This window comes from Thermodesulfobacterium hydrogeniphilum, from assembly GCF_000746255.1.
In the GTDB taxonomy this organism is placed as follows: Bacteria; Desulfobacterota; Thermodesulfobacteria; order Thermodesulfobacteriales; family Thermodesulfobacteriaceae; genus Thermodesulfobacterium; species Thermodesulfobacterium hydrogeniphilum.
In genome coordinates, this window is sequence record NZ_JQKW01000007.1 from 215569 (window position 1) to 230166 (window position 14598).

Annotated in this window: 12 protein-coding genes; 6 read left to right on the forward strand and 6 right to left on the reverse strand. The window is 31.3% G+C overall.

The features are described 5' to 3' along the window. The 4 genes from CC87_RS03400 to CC87_RS03415 form a co-directional block, all read right to left on the reverse strand. The gene (locus CC87_RS03400) at nt 1-768 is read right to left on the reverse strand and encodes an ABC transporter ATP-binding protein (protein WP_038056142.1); all 768 of its coding nucleotides are present in this window, start codon (nt 766-768) and stop codon (nt 1-3) included. Between the two features lie 135 nt (nt 769-903). After that, nucleotides 904-1917 carry a cytochrome d ubiquinol oxidase subunit II gene (gene cydB / locus CC87_RS03405; protein WP_038056144.1) on the reverse strand — a complete coding sequence of 338 codons (1014 nt, stop codon included), beginning with the start codon at nt 1915-1917 and terminating at the stop codon, nt 904-906. Nucleotides 1918-1942: 25 nt separating this feature from the next. Next, nucleotides 1943-3280: a cytochrome ubiquinol oxidase subunit I gene (locus CC87_RS03410; RefSeq protein WP_038056146.1), complete on the reverse strand. Its 1338-nt coding sequence runs from the start codon at nt 3278-3280 to the stop codon at nt 1943-1945. A 37-nt stretch (nt 3281-3317) separates the two neighbouring features. After that, nucleotides 3318-3746, reverse strand: coding sequence for an RrF2 family transcriptional regulator (locus tag CC87_RS03415; RefSeq protein WP_038056147.1), 429 nt, complete (start codon nt 3744-3746; stop codon nt 3318-3320). Between the two features lie 251 nt (nt 3747-3997). Between CC87_RS03415 and CC87_RS03420 the strand changes: the two genes are divergently transcribed. The 5 genes from CC87_RS03420 to waaC are packed head-to-tail and all read left to right on the forward strand — an operon-like array spanning nt 3998 to nt 9951. Then, on the forward strand, nt 3998-6097 hold the full coding sequence (locus tag CC87_RS03420) for a polyribonucleotide nucleotidyltransferase (protein WP_084222183.1): 2100 nt from the start codon (nt 3998-4000) through the stop codon (nt 6095-6097). Next, nucleotides 6075-6908 carry a purine-nucleoside phosphorylase gene (locus CC87_RS03425; RefSeq protein WP_038056150.1) on the forward strand — a complete coding sequence of 278 codons (834 nt, stop codon included), beginning with the start codon at nt 6075-6077 and terminating at the stop codon, nt 6906-6908. The genes CC87_RS03420 and CC87_RS03425 overlap by 23 nt, the downstream gene beginning before the upstream one ends. Nucleotides 6909-6911: 3 nt before the next feature. Further along, the gene (locus CC87_RS03430; protein WP_038056152.1) at nt 6912-8375 is read left to right on the forward strand and encodes an Rne/Rng family ribonuclease; all 1464 of its coding nucleotides are present in this window, start codon (nt 6912-6914) and stop codon (nt 8373-8375) included. 3 nt (nt 8376-8378) lie between these two features. Continuing rightward, entirely contained in the window at nt 8379-8957 is a 579-nt protein-coding gene (locus CC87_RS03435; protein ID WP_038056157.1) for a D-glycero-alpha-D-manno-heptose-1,7-bisphosphate 7-phosphatase, read from the forward strand. After that, nucleotides 8938-9951, forward strand: a complete 1014-nt coding sequence (waaC, locus tag CC87_RS03440) for a lipopolysaccharide heptosyltransferase I (protein WP_038056159.1) — start codon at nt 8938-8940, stop codon at nt 9949-9951. Before CC87_RS03435 ends, waaC begins: the two co-directional genes overlap by 20 nt. Here waaC and CC87_RS03445 read toward each other — a convergent pair. Together CC87_RS03445 and CC87_RS03450 are read right to left on the reverse strand one after the other, a co-directional pair. Further along, on the reverse strand, nt 9948-11678 hold the full coding sequence (locus CC87_RS03445) for an ABC transporter ATP-binding protein (protein WP_038056160.1): 1731 nt from the start codon (nt 11676-11678) through the stop codon (nt 9948-9950). The two genes, waaC and CC87_RS03445, sit on opposite strands and share 4 nt — an antisense overlap. A gap of 9 nt (nt 11679-11687) precedes the next feature. Continuing rightward, nucleotides 11688-12551, reverse strand: coding sequence for a zinc metalloprotease HtpX (locus CC87_RS03450; protein WP_038056164.1), 864 nt, complete (start codon nt 12549-12551; stop codon nt 11688-11690). Nucleotides 12552-12726: 175 nt separating this feature from the next. Here CC87_RS03450 and CC87_RS03455 point away from each other — a divergent pair, with 175 nt between their 5' ends. Then, a complete protein-coding gene (locus CC87_RS03455) occupies nt 12727-14589 on the forward strand; it encodes an ASKHA domain-containing protein (RefSeq protein ID WP_038056166.1) in 1863 nt (620 codons plus the stop codon). Nucleotides 14590-14598: the final 9 nt, after the last annotated feature.

Sequence of the window (14598 nt, forward strand, 5' to 3'; positions counted from 1 at the left end):
TTATCCTCCTGTCTCAGATAAAAAATTGAATCTTTTTAAACATTTTTTGCATCCTTCATAACCATATTTTTGAATTCCTTCAAATATTTCTATAGGATTACCTTTGCAATAAATTTCCCCATCAATAATTACATATCCCAGATCTGCAGCTATATATTTAAGAATAAAACCAGTATGGGTAATAATTAAACCACTTTTTGTTCTTGGTTTATGATGAATGTCTTTTTGTAAAAGCTTTTTTATCATTTCTCCTATAAGTTGCATGTTTTCTACATCTACTCCAGATTCTGGTTCATCAAGTAAAACCAGATCAGGATTTTGAATTAAAAGCTGAAGAAGTTCACTTTTTTTAATTTCACCTCCTGAAAAACCTTTATTAACTTCTCTATCTAAAAATTCTTCAAAACCAAATGACTGAGCCAGTTCTTCTATTTTTAGATTATTTTCTTTAGCACACAATTTTAAAATATCCCTTAGTTTTACACCTTTAATTGTAGGAGGTCTTTGGAACATTATACCTATTCCTTTTTTTGCTCTTTCATAAGGGGGAAGATCTGTTATATCTTCACCTTTAAAAATAATTTTTCCATGTTTTACTCTGTAAGCAGGAAATCCCATTATAGTCATAAGTAAAGAAGTTTTCCCTGATCCATTTTTACCAAATATTACATGAGTTTCTCCTACAGGAATAGATAAATTTATTCCTTTTAAAATTTCCTTACCCTCTATTTCAACCCAAAGATCTTTAATTTCCAAAAGTATTTTCATAATAAACTCCTTCTTAAATTTTGAAAAAATAAGCTTTTACCATATACTAATAAAAAAGGAAAAAATTGCAAGTAAGAACCCCCAAGGGGGGTTAAAAATTTGATTAGAATTTCTAAAAAAAGCCTAAAACAACTCTTATTGAGTGGGTACTTTGAAATGTAAAATTTTATAAGCCCAAATAGTATAGGCTAAAATAATAGGGACAAAAATAAAAGCAACTATGGTCATAATTTTAAGAGTTAATACACTGGAAGAACTATTAAAGCATGTTAGACTCCATGAAGAATTGAGAGAAGATGGAAACATATTCGGGAACAGCCCAATAAAAGCCCAGGCTGAAAAACCGAAAATTCCTAAACCAGATGCTATCCAGGCTTTTAAATATTTTTCTTTAGAAAGCATAGGAGGAACCAAGAAAAAAGCTGTTAAAGATAAAACAGGGAATATGCAAAGAATTGGGTGATTAAAATAGTTTTTCCATAGATCGGTGGAAAGATAAGAACCGGAGAAGAAAAGAGCAGCTAAAATAATAGCTACAATCCAGAGTTTTTTGCCTAAACTGGCAGCTCTTTCTGCTAATCTTCCTTCAGTTTTAAAAGCAAGCCAGTTTGCTCCATGCACAGCAAAACAAAATACAAAAAGAAATCCTCCCAGGATACCATAAGGATTTAGCAAAGTGAACAGATTTCCGTGATAATTACCTTTTTCATCTATAGGAAGCCCCTGAAAAATATTAGCAAAGGCAACCCCTAAAAGAAAAGTAGCTAAAATACTTCCTAAGAAAAAAGCCAGATCCCATAGATTTTTCCATATAAAATTTTCATATTTATTTCTATATTCTACTGCTATACCTCTTATAATTAAACAGAAAAGTAATAAGAGGAGCGGAGAGTAAAGAGAACTAAACATTACAGCATAAGTTTTGGGAAAAGCTGCAAAGGTAGCTCCTCCAGCAGTTATTAACCAGACTTCATTTCCATCCCAAAAGGGTCCAATAGCTTGATAAACTACTGTTCTTTCTTTTTGATTTTTTCCGATAAAATAAAGTATACTTCCTGCCCCCAAATCAAATCCATCTAAAACAAAATATACTGTCCATAGCACTGCCCAGAGAATATACCAGATAACTTGATAAATATTTCCTTCCATAATATCACCTCCTTTTCTAAAATTTTTAATAATCAATAGAGGTTTTTATTTTTGAGTTTTCTACTTCTGGTCCTTTTCTGGCATATTTTATTATAAGCCAGAAGCAGATAATTCCTAAAATACTATACACTACAATAAAAGCTGGAAAACTGATACCAACCTGAGATGCAGAAATAGGAGAAACTGCATCGTTTGTTTTTAAAAGACCATAAATAATCCATGGTTGTCTTCCTACATCTGTAACTATCCACCCAGCTTCACAGGCAATATAAGGAAGAGGAATATTTATCAAAAGAAGTCTCAAAAGAAGTGGATAATTTTCAGGATTTTTTCTTTTTATTACAGCCCATATACTGAGAAGGATGAATAAAAGTCCTAACCCTACCATTATTCTAAAACTCCAAAAAGTTAAAACTACAGGTGGTCTTTCTTCTTTGGGCCATTCTTTGAGACCTTTTATTTCAGCACTAAAGTCATTATAAGAAAGAAAACTTACGAGTCCGGGTATTTTAAGAACTTCTACTACATTTTTTTCTTTTTTTTCATCAGGGAAAGCTATAAGTGGGAAGTCTGCTCCTTTTTTAGTTTCCCATATAGCTTCCATAGCAGCAAGTTTAGTAGGTTGTTTTTTAGCTACTTCCTCTCCATGAAAATGACCAGTTATCAATAAAGATATAGACCATATTAAAGTCCAAATAGCACCAACCTTAAAGGATTTTTTAAAGAAAGTTAATTCATTTTTCTTTAAAAGATGATAAGCTGAGATTCCAAGCACAAAAAATCCTCCTAATACATAACCAGCAGGAACAGTATGTAAAAATTCTAACCATCCAAAGGAATTAGTAAAAACATCCCAGAAACTGGCAAGTTCAGCTCTACCATTTTTGATAACATATCCTACAGGGTTTTGCATCCATCCATTAGCAAGTAAAATCCATAGAGCTGAAATATTAGAACCTATTGTAGTAAGCCAAATAGCAAGAGTAGTAATTTTAGGACTTAATCTATTCCACCCAAACCACCATATTGCTATAAAAACAGATTCTAAAAAGAAAGCCATAGTGGCTTCAATAGCTAAAAGTGGTCCGAAAACATCTCCTACAAATTCAGAATAATGACGCCAGTTAGTTCCAAACTGAAATTCTAAAGTAATACCGGTTACTACTCCTAATCCAAAATTGATAATAAAAAGTTTCCCCCAAAATCTGGCTGCTCTTTTGTAATCCTCATCCCCTGTTTTTAACCATAGAGTCTGATAAATAGCAGTTAAAAAAGAAAGACCAAGTGTTAAAGGCACAAATAAAAAATGAAACATTGCTGTTGTAGCAAATTGCAATCTTGATAACCAGACTATAATTTCCATAATTATCACCTCCTTTTAATGTAATAAATTAATATTTTTAATCCAAAGAAATATAAAGGAAACAGGGTCCTTTTTCTGCGAGATCTTTAAAATGGGATTGTGAAAGAATTATTCTGAAAAAATTCTTAATTTCTTTCCAAACTTTATGGACAGAACAATAAGAACTGCGATGACAGGCTTTGGAATTAAAAAGGCATTTATTTAAAAAAATTTCACCTTTAATTTCCTCTATAACCTTAAGAAGAGTAACTTTTTCAGGTTCCTTAGTTAATTTGTAACCTCCTTTTCGTCCTTTGTAAATTTTTATAATTTTAGCTTTTTCAAGTTTTTGAGCGATTTTAGCTAAAAAATTCTTAGAGATTTGCATTATTTTAGATATCTCGCGTCTCGGAATAATCCTTTCAGGATATTTAGCTAAATAAGTTACTGTTCTTATAGCATAATCTTCTTCAATGGTAATTTCCATTTTTATTCCCAAAAAATATATTAATTTTATCTACTTAAAATAATTTTAGAGTAATTACAAAAGTCGTCAAGAATAAATTCTTAAATAATAAAGACTCCTTCCTTTAAAAAAGCTTTTATTATCTAAGAAATAAATTCAAAAATTTATTAAGATTTTTAATGTTTTTAATAATTTCTCTTGAAAAATTAAAGATATACTCTAAACTTTAAACTGGTTTAAAAATATTTTAATCTTTATAAGGGGTTATGGTTATGGAAAAGGTGGAAGCTGAAATTGGTGCAGAAGTTCCTATTATTATTGAAACTGGAGAATATGCTAAATTAGCAGATGCTTCTGTAATTGTTAAACAAGGAGATACTGCAGTTTTAGTTACAGTTGTGATGGGAGAAAATATAGTAGAGGGAATAGATTTTGTTCCTTTATCTGTTGATTATAGAGAACAATCTTCAGCCTGGGGTAAAATCCCAGGAGGGTTTATAAAAAGAGAAGGGAAACCTACAGATAGAGAAATTTTGGTTTCTCGTTTGATAGATCGTTCTATTAGACCTCTTTTTCCTGAGGGTTTTTTTTATGATGTAGTTGTAACAGCTCTTACCCTTTCTGCAGATGAAAAATATGATCCGGATGTTCTTGCTATGGTGGGAGCTTCAGCAGCTTTACATCTTTCCAAAGTTCCCTTTGAAGGACCCATTGCTGGTATAAGAATAGCAAGAGTTGAAGGTGAATTTGTAGCTAATCCAACCTATGAACAAAGACAAAAAGCAGATTTAGATATAGTAGTTGCTTGTTCAAAAGATGCTATTGTTATGGTTGAAGGAGGAGCTAAAGAAATAGATGAAAAGGTTATTACAGAAGCTCTTTATTTAGCTTTAGAAAAATGTCAGCCTTTGATAAAAGCTCAGGAAGAATTAAAGACCAAGGCAGGGGTTCCTAAATTAGAGGTAGAATCTTTAAAACTTTCTGAAGAAATCCAGAAAAATCTGGAAGAATTCTGCTCTCCTCGCATAAAAGAAGCTTTAAATATTTCTGATAAAAGACAGAGAAAAAGTACTTTAAATAAAATTTTAGAAGAATTTTTATCAACCTTGGATACTCAAGAAATAAATAAAGTAGCTTTAGGGTACGCCTACAAAAAATTAATAAGTAAAATTTTAAGAGAAAAACTTTTTAGTGAGGGTAGAAGAATAGATGGACGCACTCCTGATGAAATAAGACCTATAAGTATTAAAGTTCATCCTTTTGAAAGACCCCATGGAAGTGCTATTTTTACACGTGGACAAACTCAGGTTTTTGCTACAGTAACACTTGGATCTCATGAAGAGGCTCAATTGGTAGAAAGTATTTATGAAGGAGAAACCTTTAAAAGATTTATGCTTCATTACAACTTTCCTCCATTTTGTACAGGTGATGCAAGACCTTGGGGACCACCTCGTAGAAGGGAAATAGGACATGGCGCATTGGCAGAAAGAGCTTTAGAGCCTTTTATACCTCCTGAAGAAGAATTTCCTTATATTATTCGTATAGTCTCAGATGTTTTGGAATCTAATGGTTCATCTTCTATGGCTACAGTTTGTGCAGGTTCTTTAGCTCTTTTTGATGCAGGAGTACCTCTACCAAAACATGTAGCAGGAATAGCTATGGGACTTGCTGTTGAGGGAGATAAATATGTAATTTTGACAGATATTCTTGGTGAAGAGGATCAACTGGGTGATATGGATTTTAAAGTGGCGGGGACAAGAGAAGGGGTAACCAGTATCCAGATGGATATCAAAATAAAAGGACTAAAAAAAGAAATTATGGAAGAAGCACTCTTAAAAGCCAAAAAAGCTCGTTTATTTATTTTAGATAAAATGTATGAAGCTATTCCTGAGCCAAGAAAAGAATTATCTCCTTATGCTCCTAAAATTGAGATAATTACTGTCCCTGAAGATAAAGCTTTTCTCATTATAGGACCTGGAGGAAAAACTGTTAAAGAGATTAGAGAAAAAACTAATACAGTTATCTGGGTTCTTGAAGGTGGTAAAGTTTCTATTACAGGACAAACTAAGGAAGATATAGAAGCAGCTAAAAAAGCAATAGAGAAGTTGGTATGTGAAGTAGAAATTGGTAAAATTTACGAAGGCAGAATTACAAGAATAGAACCTTATGGTCTTTTTGTAGAGATTTGTCCAGGGAAAATAGGACTACTTCATATTTCTAAAATGGAAAATCCACCTAAGGATTTAAAATCAGTTTATCGTATAGGTGACACTATTAAAGTAAAAATCTTAGAAATAGATGAACTTGGAAGACCGAAATTTACAACCAAATTTATAGAAGAGACCAGTAATGGAGAGGGATCTCAATTTTAAAAAAGTTAAAGAAACTTACGAATATTTAGAGAAAATAATACCCTTTAAACCTGATATTATAATAACTCTTGGCACAGGGCTTTCTTCCTTAGGAGACAGGGTTAATAAAATTGCTGTATTTCCATATAAAGAAATTCCCAATTTTCCTGTTTCTACAGTAGAAACCCATAAAGGACAGCTTGTTTTTGGTATTTTAGAAGGAAAAAAAATAGCTGTTTTACAAGGAAGATTCCATTATTATGAAGGTTATTCTGCTAAGGAGCTCACTTTTCCTTTAAGAGTGCTTGCTCTTTTTAAGCCAAAAATTTATATTGTTTCTAATGCCTCAGGTGGTTTAAACTTGTCTTTTAAATCAGGTGATATAATGCTTATAAAGGATCATATTAATTTAATTCCTGATAATCCTTTAAGAGGTCCAAATTATGAAGATTGGGGACCAAGGTTTCCTGATATGTCTCAAGCCTATGATCCAGAATTAAGAGAATTATTTAAAAAAGTAGCAAGAGATTTAGAAGAGGAAATAAAAGAAGGAGTTTATGTAGCAGTGCCAGGTCCAAGTCTGGAAACTCCTGCAGAAACCAGATTTTTAAAAATAATAGGAGCAGATGCTGTAGGTATGTCCACTGTTCCAGAAGTGATAGTAGCAGTCCATGCAGGACTTAAGGTCTTAGGACTTTCTGTTATTTCTAATGTAAATGATCCAGATAATTTCAAGCCTATTTTATTTTCTGAAGTGGTAGAACAATCTAAAAAAGTAGAAAAACGTTTAGAAAAATTGGTAAAAGCATTTATAAAAGAATTAAAATTTTAAACTATGGCAAAACTTCTCATTAATTATGCACCTTTTGAGATAAGAGTAGGTCTTATAGAAAATGGACAATTAGTAGAATTTTATGTAGAAAGACCCTCAGATAAAGGCTTAGTTGGGAATATTTATAAAGGAAAGGTGGTAAGAGTTGTTCCAGGAATAAATTCTGCATTTTTAGATCTTGGTCTTTCAAGAACAGCTTTTCTCTTTGGTGATGATATAATGCCTTCTTCAGAGATAGATTGGGGTAAAGAAAGTGTAATGATAAGTAATTTACATGAAGTTCTTAAAGAAGGTCAGGAAATTTTGGTTCAGGTTATAAAAGAACCTATTGGTAATAAAGGAGCCAGAGTCTCAACAAATCTTACTCTTCCAGGCCATTATTTAGTATATCTTCCTTATATGAATCGTATAGGGGTGTCAAGAAAAATTAAAGATGAAAAAGAAAGAACCAGATTAAAAAAAATAGTAGAAAAAATAAGACCAGAAAATACAGGCTGGATTATCAGAACCGCAGCTGTAGATGCCATAGAGGAAGAATTAAAATCAGAAATGGAATTTCTTTTATGTTTATGGAATGAAATTAAAGAAAAAGCTGAAAAATTTAAAGCACCGGCTTTGATTTATGAAGAACTTAATATAGCTTTAAGAGCAATTAGAGACCTTTTTAATAAAGAAATTTCTGCTATAGTGGTTGATGATAAAAAATTTTATGAAGAAATAAAAAATTTTTTAGAAAGATACTTTCCCAATTTAGCACCTTATGTAGAACTTTATCAGGGAAGAGAAGACATTTTTGCAGTTCATGGAATTCAAATAGATGTTAAAAAGATATTATCTCGTAAAGTCTGGCTTAAATCTGGAGGTTTTATTGTTATAGAACCCTGTGAAGCTTTTACAGCTATAGATGTTAATACAGGAAGATACACAGGAACAAAAGAACTTGAAGAGACGGTTTTTAAAATAAATTTAGAGGCAGCTGAAGAAATAGCTTATCAATTAAGATTAAGAAATATAGGTGGATTGGTTATAATAGATTTTATAGATATGGAAGACCCTGAACATCAGGAACTGGTATTACAGACCTTGAAAGAGGCCATGAAAAAAGATAAAGCTAAAAATAGCTTTCTTCCTATCTCACCTTTAGGAATTTTACAGATGACGAGAGAAAGAAAAAGAGACTCCCTTTATCAGATTTTTTATGAAACCTGTCCTTATTGTCATGGAGAAGGTAAAATAAAAAATAAAAAGACGATTTATTATGAAATCCTTAGAAGACTAATAAAAATGGGACCTCATGTAAAAAATAAAAAGGTTCAAATAGAAATTAATCCAGAATTATCAGAGGTTATAGGAGAGGAAATACAATACTTGGAAGATTTAGAAAAACAATATGGTTTTACTACGGTTTTAAAACCTAATAAAGAATTTTTAATATACGAATATAAGTTTCATATTTTAAATGAATAACATATGAAGTATCCTGCAGTATTTTTAGATAGAGATGGAACTATTAACGAAGAGGTTGGATATTTAAATGATCCCTCTCGTTTGAAATTATTACCTGGGGTAGCAGAGGCTTTAAAAATTTTAAAAAATGCAGGGTTTAAGCTTATTGTAATCACCAATCAAAGTGGTCCTGCGAGAGGCTATTTTCCAAAGGAACTTGTTTTTGAAATAAATGAGCTTATTCAAAAAAGGCTCTCTAAAAAAGGTGTGATATTAGATGATTTTTTTATCTGCTTTCATCATCCAGATGAAAGATGCAATTGTAGAAAACCTAAACCAGGATTAATTTTGCAGGCTTTAGAAAAATATCCTATAGATTTGAAAAAATCTTATTTAATCGGTGATAAAATTATAGATATAGAAACTGCTAAAAGTTTAGGAATTAAAAATATTTTAGTCCTTACTGGATATGGTAAGGGTGAATTGAAATACATTGCTCCAAAAAAAAAGATTTATCCTGATTTTATAGCCAAAAATTTAAAAGAAGCAGCTGAAATTATTCTTAAAGATTTCAGGAATTCAGGTGAGGATTTTAATAGTTAAACTTTCAGCCTTAGGAGATGTGGTTCAAACTCTACCAGTCCTTACTCTTCTTAAAAAAACTTTACCTTCTGTTCAAATTGATTGGGTAATAGATAGAAGAAATGCAGAGATTTTGGTAGATCATCCTTATTTAAATAAACTTATTGTTTTTTCCAAAGATTTTCTTAAATCTCCTTTAAAATTATTAAAATTTTTTTTAGATTTAAGAAAAGAAAAGTATGATATAGCTATAGATTATCAAGGTCTTTTTAAAAGCGGTATTATTATAGGATTTTGTAAAGCTAAATATAAAGTGGGATTTAGTAATCACAGAGAAGGTAGTCCTTTATTTTATAATATTAAACTTCCTCCTTATGATAAAAATTTACATGCTGTAAGAAGATATTTAAATTTAACTAAGGAAGTTTTTAAAATTTTAGAAGTTCCTGATAATTGGGGAGAAAAAATACCTGAAGTTCACTGGTCTGAAGATATTTTTTTAAATAAGTTAAATTTTATTGACAAACCTTATATAATTTTTGTTCCTTCAGCTCGCTGGAAGACCAAGTTATGGCCTTTTTCTCATTGGGAGGATCTAATTAAAAAATGTAAGCACTTGGGAAAGGATTATGATATTTTTATTACAGGTTCTCCTTCAGATTCAGAGCTTAAAGCCTGGGCTGAGGTTATAGAAAAAAGATATTTTTATGTGAAATCTTTGGCAGGTAAGTTAAAACTAAAAGAGCTTGTTAGTCTAATTAAAGAAGCCAAAGTAGTGGTAACTGTAGATACAGGACCCATGCATATAGCTTCAGCTTTGAAAGTTCCTACTATAGCTCTTTTCGGACCTACCTCTCCAGAAAGAACAGGTCCTTGGGGAGAAAGGGATGTTATTTTGAAAAGTTCTTTGCCTTGCAGTCCTTGTTTTAAAAAGGAATGTAAAAATTTTAAGTGTATGGAAAGTATTAATACAGAAGAAGTTAAAATGGCTTTAGAAAAACTTCTTATTTTTTAAGTTTTTTGAAAAGTTAAATATAAATTTTTATAAAGAGAACACCTTTCCAGAAGTTCCTGATGAGTGCCTTCTGCTACAATTTGTCCTTTATCAAGCACAAAGATTCTATCAGCTTTGTTAACAGTTGAAAGTCTATGAGCTATGATAATTATAGTGTAAGAGCCTTTAAAATTATCTAAAGCTTCTTGAATAGCTTGTTCTGTAATAGTATCAAGCTGACTTGTAGCCTCATCCAGAATAATAACAGGAGGTTTTTTTAGAAAAACTCTTGCTAAAGCAAGTCTTTGCTTTTGGCCTCCGGATAAAGAAAGGCCTTCTTCTCCCAGAACAGTATCATAACCCTTGGGAAGTTTTTCTATAAATTCATGAGCTTTAGCCAGTTTACAGGCTTTTATAATTTCTTCTTCTGTAGCTTCAGGTTTAGCCATAATTAAATTTTCTTTAATAGAAAGGTTAAAAAGGAAAGGCTCTTGTAAAACCATTCCAAAAAGAGATCTTAAACTTAAAATATCAAAATCTTTAAGAAGTGTATTATCCAGATAAATTTTACCTTGTTGAGGATCATAGAATCTTGGAAGTAAAGAAACCAGAGTGGTTTTACCTGACCCACTTGGTCCTACAAGAGCTATAACTTTATTAGCAGGGATAAATAAATTAATATCTTTTAAAACCCATGATAATTCTTCTGAATATTTGAAATAGACATTTTTAAATAAAAAACCCTTTTTAGGTGGAAAAGCTTTTAAATTTCCTCCTTTTTCTTCTTCTAATTGTAAAACCTCTTGAATTCTTGTCCAGGCTCCTTGGGCTTCTTTTAATCCTGTATAAGCTTTAGCTAATTTTCTCATTGGATTAAAAATAAGAAGAATGGCAGTTAGGATAGATAAAAAGGCTCCTGGGCTTAAAGCTTCCCTTATAATTAAATATCCTCCATATCCTATTACTAAAGCTCCTCCTAAGCCCGTTACTGCATCAACTAAGCTTTTGGATCCTTCACGATACTTGGTTATTTTTAAACTCCATTTATAAAATTTATCAAGTTCTTTAGAAAAAAGTTCTATAATTTTTTCATAAGACCCACTTAATTTTATTTCTTTTATTCCTCCTAAGATTTCATGCATTTTATGGGTTAATTCTCCAGTAGCATTTTGAGCTAATTTACGAGCTCTTCTGGTTTTAAAACCTAAAATTTTTGCTCCAAAGATGATTATGGGAACAGTAGAAAAAGCTATTAAAGTTAAATCCCATTTTTGTAAAAAAGCAACTATTAATAAAGAAAGAACAGTAAGGCTCTCTTTAAAAATGGTTTGAAAGGTATTTCCTAAAATTGGTTCTATTTGAGCAGTATCGTTAATAACTCTTGAAACTGTTTGCCCTGTAGTTTGTTTGCTTAATTTTAAAACAGGCAGAAATAAACATTTTTTAAAAAGCTCTAACCTTACAAGATTTACTACTCCTGTAGAAACAGCTTTCATAAAATAAGCCTGAAGTAAAGAAAAAAAGCCCAATAAAGTAAAAATTATGATTAAAAAAGGAGGGACAAACTTGAAATATTCATAATGCTTTTCCACAAAAACAAAATTAAAAACAGGTTTTATAGCCCAGGTACTAAAACCTGTAATAAGAGAAGTTAAAACTGCACAAGTTAGACCTATGAAAAATTTTTTCCAAAAAGGTCTAATAAAAGAAAAAATGGTTTTTATAAAAGAAAAAAGATCACTTTTCAAGAAAACCTCTTATTTAATTTCTTTAGCAAGTTTTACAAGTTTTTCAATTCTTTCCTCAACAGGAGGATGTGTAGAAAGTAGTTTTAAAAGGGTTCCTCCTGAAAGAGGGTTTACTATATACATTTGAGCATGAGCAGGATTTATATCCATAGGATAGGCTCTATTCCATTCTTCAAGTTTTTTTAAAGCACTGGCTAAAGCTAAAGGATTTTTAATAATTTTAGCCCCAGTTTCATCAGCAAGAAATTCTCTACTTCTACTTATAGCAAGTTGAATAAGGGTAGCAGCAATAGGAACTACAATTATAGCAATAAGGGTTGCAATAAAAGCTAAAGGATTTCCACTATCCTCATCATCTCTATGAAAGCCCCCAAATATAAGAGCCCATTGAGCTATCTGAGCTAAATAAGTAATAGCTCCTACAAGAACTGCAGCAATAGTAGAAATCAAAATGTCTCTATTTTTTATATGAGAAATTTCATGAGCTATTACTCCTTTTAATTCATCCCGTGTCAGAAGCTTTCTTATACCAGAAGTTACAGCTACTACACCATTTTTAGGATTTCTTCCTGTAGCAAATGCGTTGGGGGTTTCAACAGGTATAATATAAACCTTAGGTTTAGGAATACCAGCTTTTCTTGCAACTTCTTCTACTATAGCATGAAGCTCTGGATCCTGATGAGGTTCTACAGGTACAGCCCCGCTTGTTGCTAAAACAATTTTATCAGAAAAGAAATAAGCAATAAAATTCATTAATCCTGCCATAATTAAAGCTATAGTAGCTCCTGTTTTTCCTCCAATAAGATTACCTGCTACAATAAAAAGAACTGTTAATATAGCCAAAAAGAAAAAAGTTTTAAATACATTATACATATACTAACCCCTTTTTATATTTTTGAATTTATAAAATAAGAAAAATTAAAAAGTTGTCAAGATTTATAGAAATGAAGAACTTTATAATTTGTAATAAAAATTTGCTACTATTGACATCCTTAATATTTAGGAAATACTTTAATTCTTAAGAAGTATTTTTTTGAGGAGGTAAAGAATGTTTAAGATAAAATTTTTACCTTATAATATAGAGGCTGAAGTTTTTCCTGAGGAGACTATCTTAGAAATAGCTATGAGATATGGTATTCATATCAACGCTTCTTGCGGAGGAGTAGGAAGTTGTAATAAGTGTAAAATTATAATTGAAGAAGGGAAAGTAAAAGGAGAACTAATAGAAGGAAAATATTATAAAGCCTGTGCCACAATTCCTCTTTCTGATTTAGTTGTAAGAATCCCTGTAGAAAGCGAAGTAGATAGGAGAGCTTTATTAAGAAAACCAAAGAAAAGAGCTCAAGCTTTAGTTTTAGAGAAAAAAGAACCGGTTGAATCTCCTTATCAAAAATTATATTTTCAATTAAATCCTCCTACTATTGAAGAAAATTTAGCAGATTGGATAAGACTTAAAAGGGCTTTAAATAAACAAAATATTTCTAATCCTGAAATAAATTTAAATTTTTTACAGAAACTTCCTTATACTTTAAGAGAACAGGATTTTCAAATTACTTTAAATGTATATCATGATCCCCGCAAAGACAGATTTTATCTTTTAGATATAGAATCAGGAGATAAAAGAAATATTAATCTTGGAGTTGCTATAGATATTGGAACAACCACTTTACAACTTGAATTGGTAGATCTAAACACAGGTGAGGTTTTAGCTTTTACCTCTGATTATAATCCTCAAATTAGTTATGGAGAAGATGTGATCAGTAGAATTGAATTTGCGAGAAAAAAAGATGGATTAAAACTTCTGGCAGAAAAAGTTAGAGAAAAGTTGAAAGAGTTAATAAAAGAACTGTTAAGGATTGCTAAGAGAGATTTAGATGAGATCAATTTAATTTCTGTAGCAGGAAACTCAGTTATGAGTCATTTATTTTTAGAGCTTGAGCCAAGATATTTAAGAGAATATCCCTATGTCCCAGCAACTACAGAATTTCCAATTATTTCTGCTAAGGATTTGGGATTGTCTTCAAAAGAAAGTACTTTGGTTCAATTAGCTCCTTGTAGAGCAAGTTATGTAGGAGGAGATATTACAGCTGGCGTTATAGCCTCATTGATAGCTGAGGAGGATCCACTTACTTTGTTTATAGATCTTGGAACCAACGGAGAAATTGTGATAGGAAATAAAGATTTTTTAATATGTGCAGCCTGTTCTGCTGGTCCTGCTTTTGAAGGAGGAGGTATAAAACATGGAATGAGAGCTACCAGCGGAGCTATAGAAGCAGTGAGTATAGATCCTATTAGTTTTGAACCTATGATTATAACCATAGGTAAAAAAAAGCCTCGTGGAATCTGCGGTTCAGGGATAATTTCTCTTTTAGCCAATTTATTCAGGGTGGGGCTTGTGGATAAAGCTGGTAAATATAGAAAAGACATAAAACATTCAAGATTAAGAGAAGGAGAAAATGGCTGGGAATATGTTTTGGTATGGAAAGAAGAAAGTGCTACAGGAGAGGATATAGTTTTTACAGAAAATGATATTGAAAATTTAATCAGAGCCAAAGGTGCTATGTTTGCAGGTTATCAGATTTTATTAGAATCTATAGGTTTATCTGTAAATGATTTGGAAAGGGTCTATTTAGCAGGAACATTTGGAACTTATATTGATCTTGAAGAAGCTATAACCATAGGGCTTCTTCCTGATTTATCCCGGGAAAAATTTTATTTTTTAGGAAACACCAGTCTTAAAGGAGCAAAATTTGCTCTTTTATATAAAGATACCCTTTTAAAAATGGAAAAAGTTGTTAATATGATGACTCATATAGAACTTTCTAATTATCCAAATTATATGGATTATTATATGGCTGCTTTATTTTTACCTCATACAGATGAAAATCTCTTTCCATCAGTTAAAATATAAAAGAGGGTA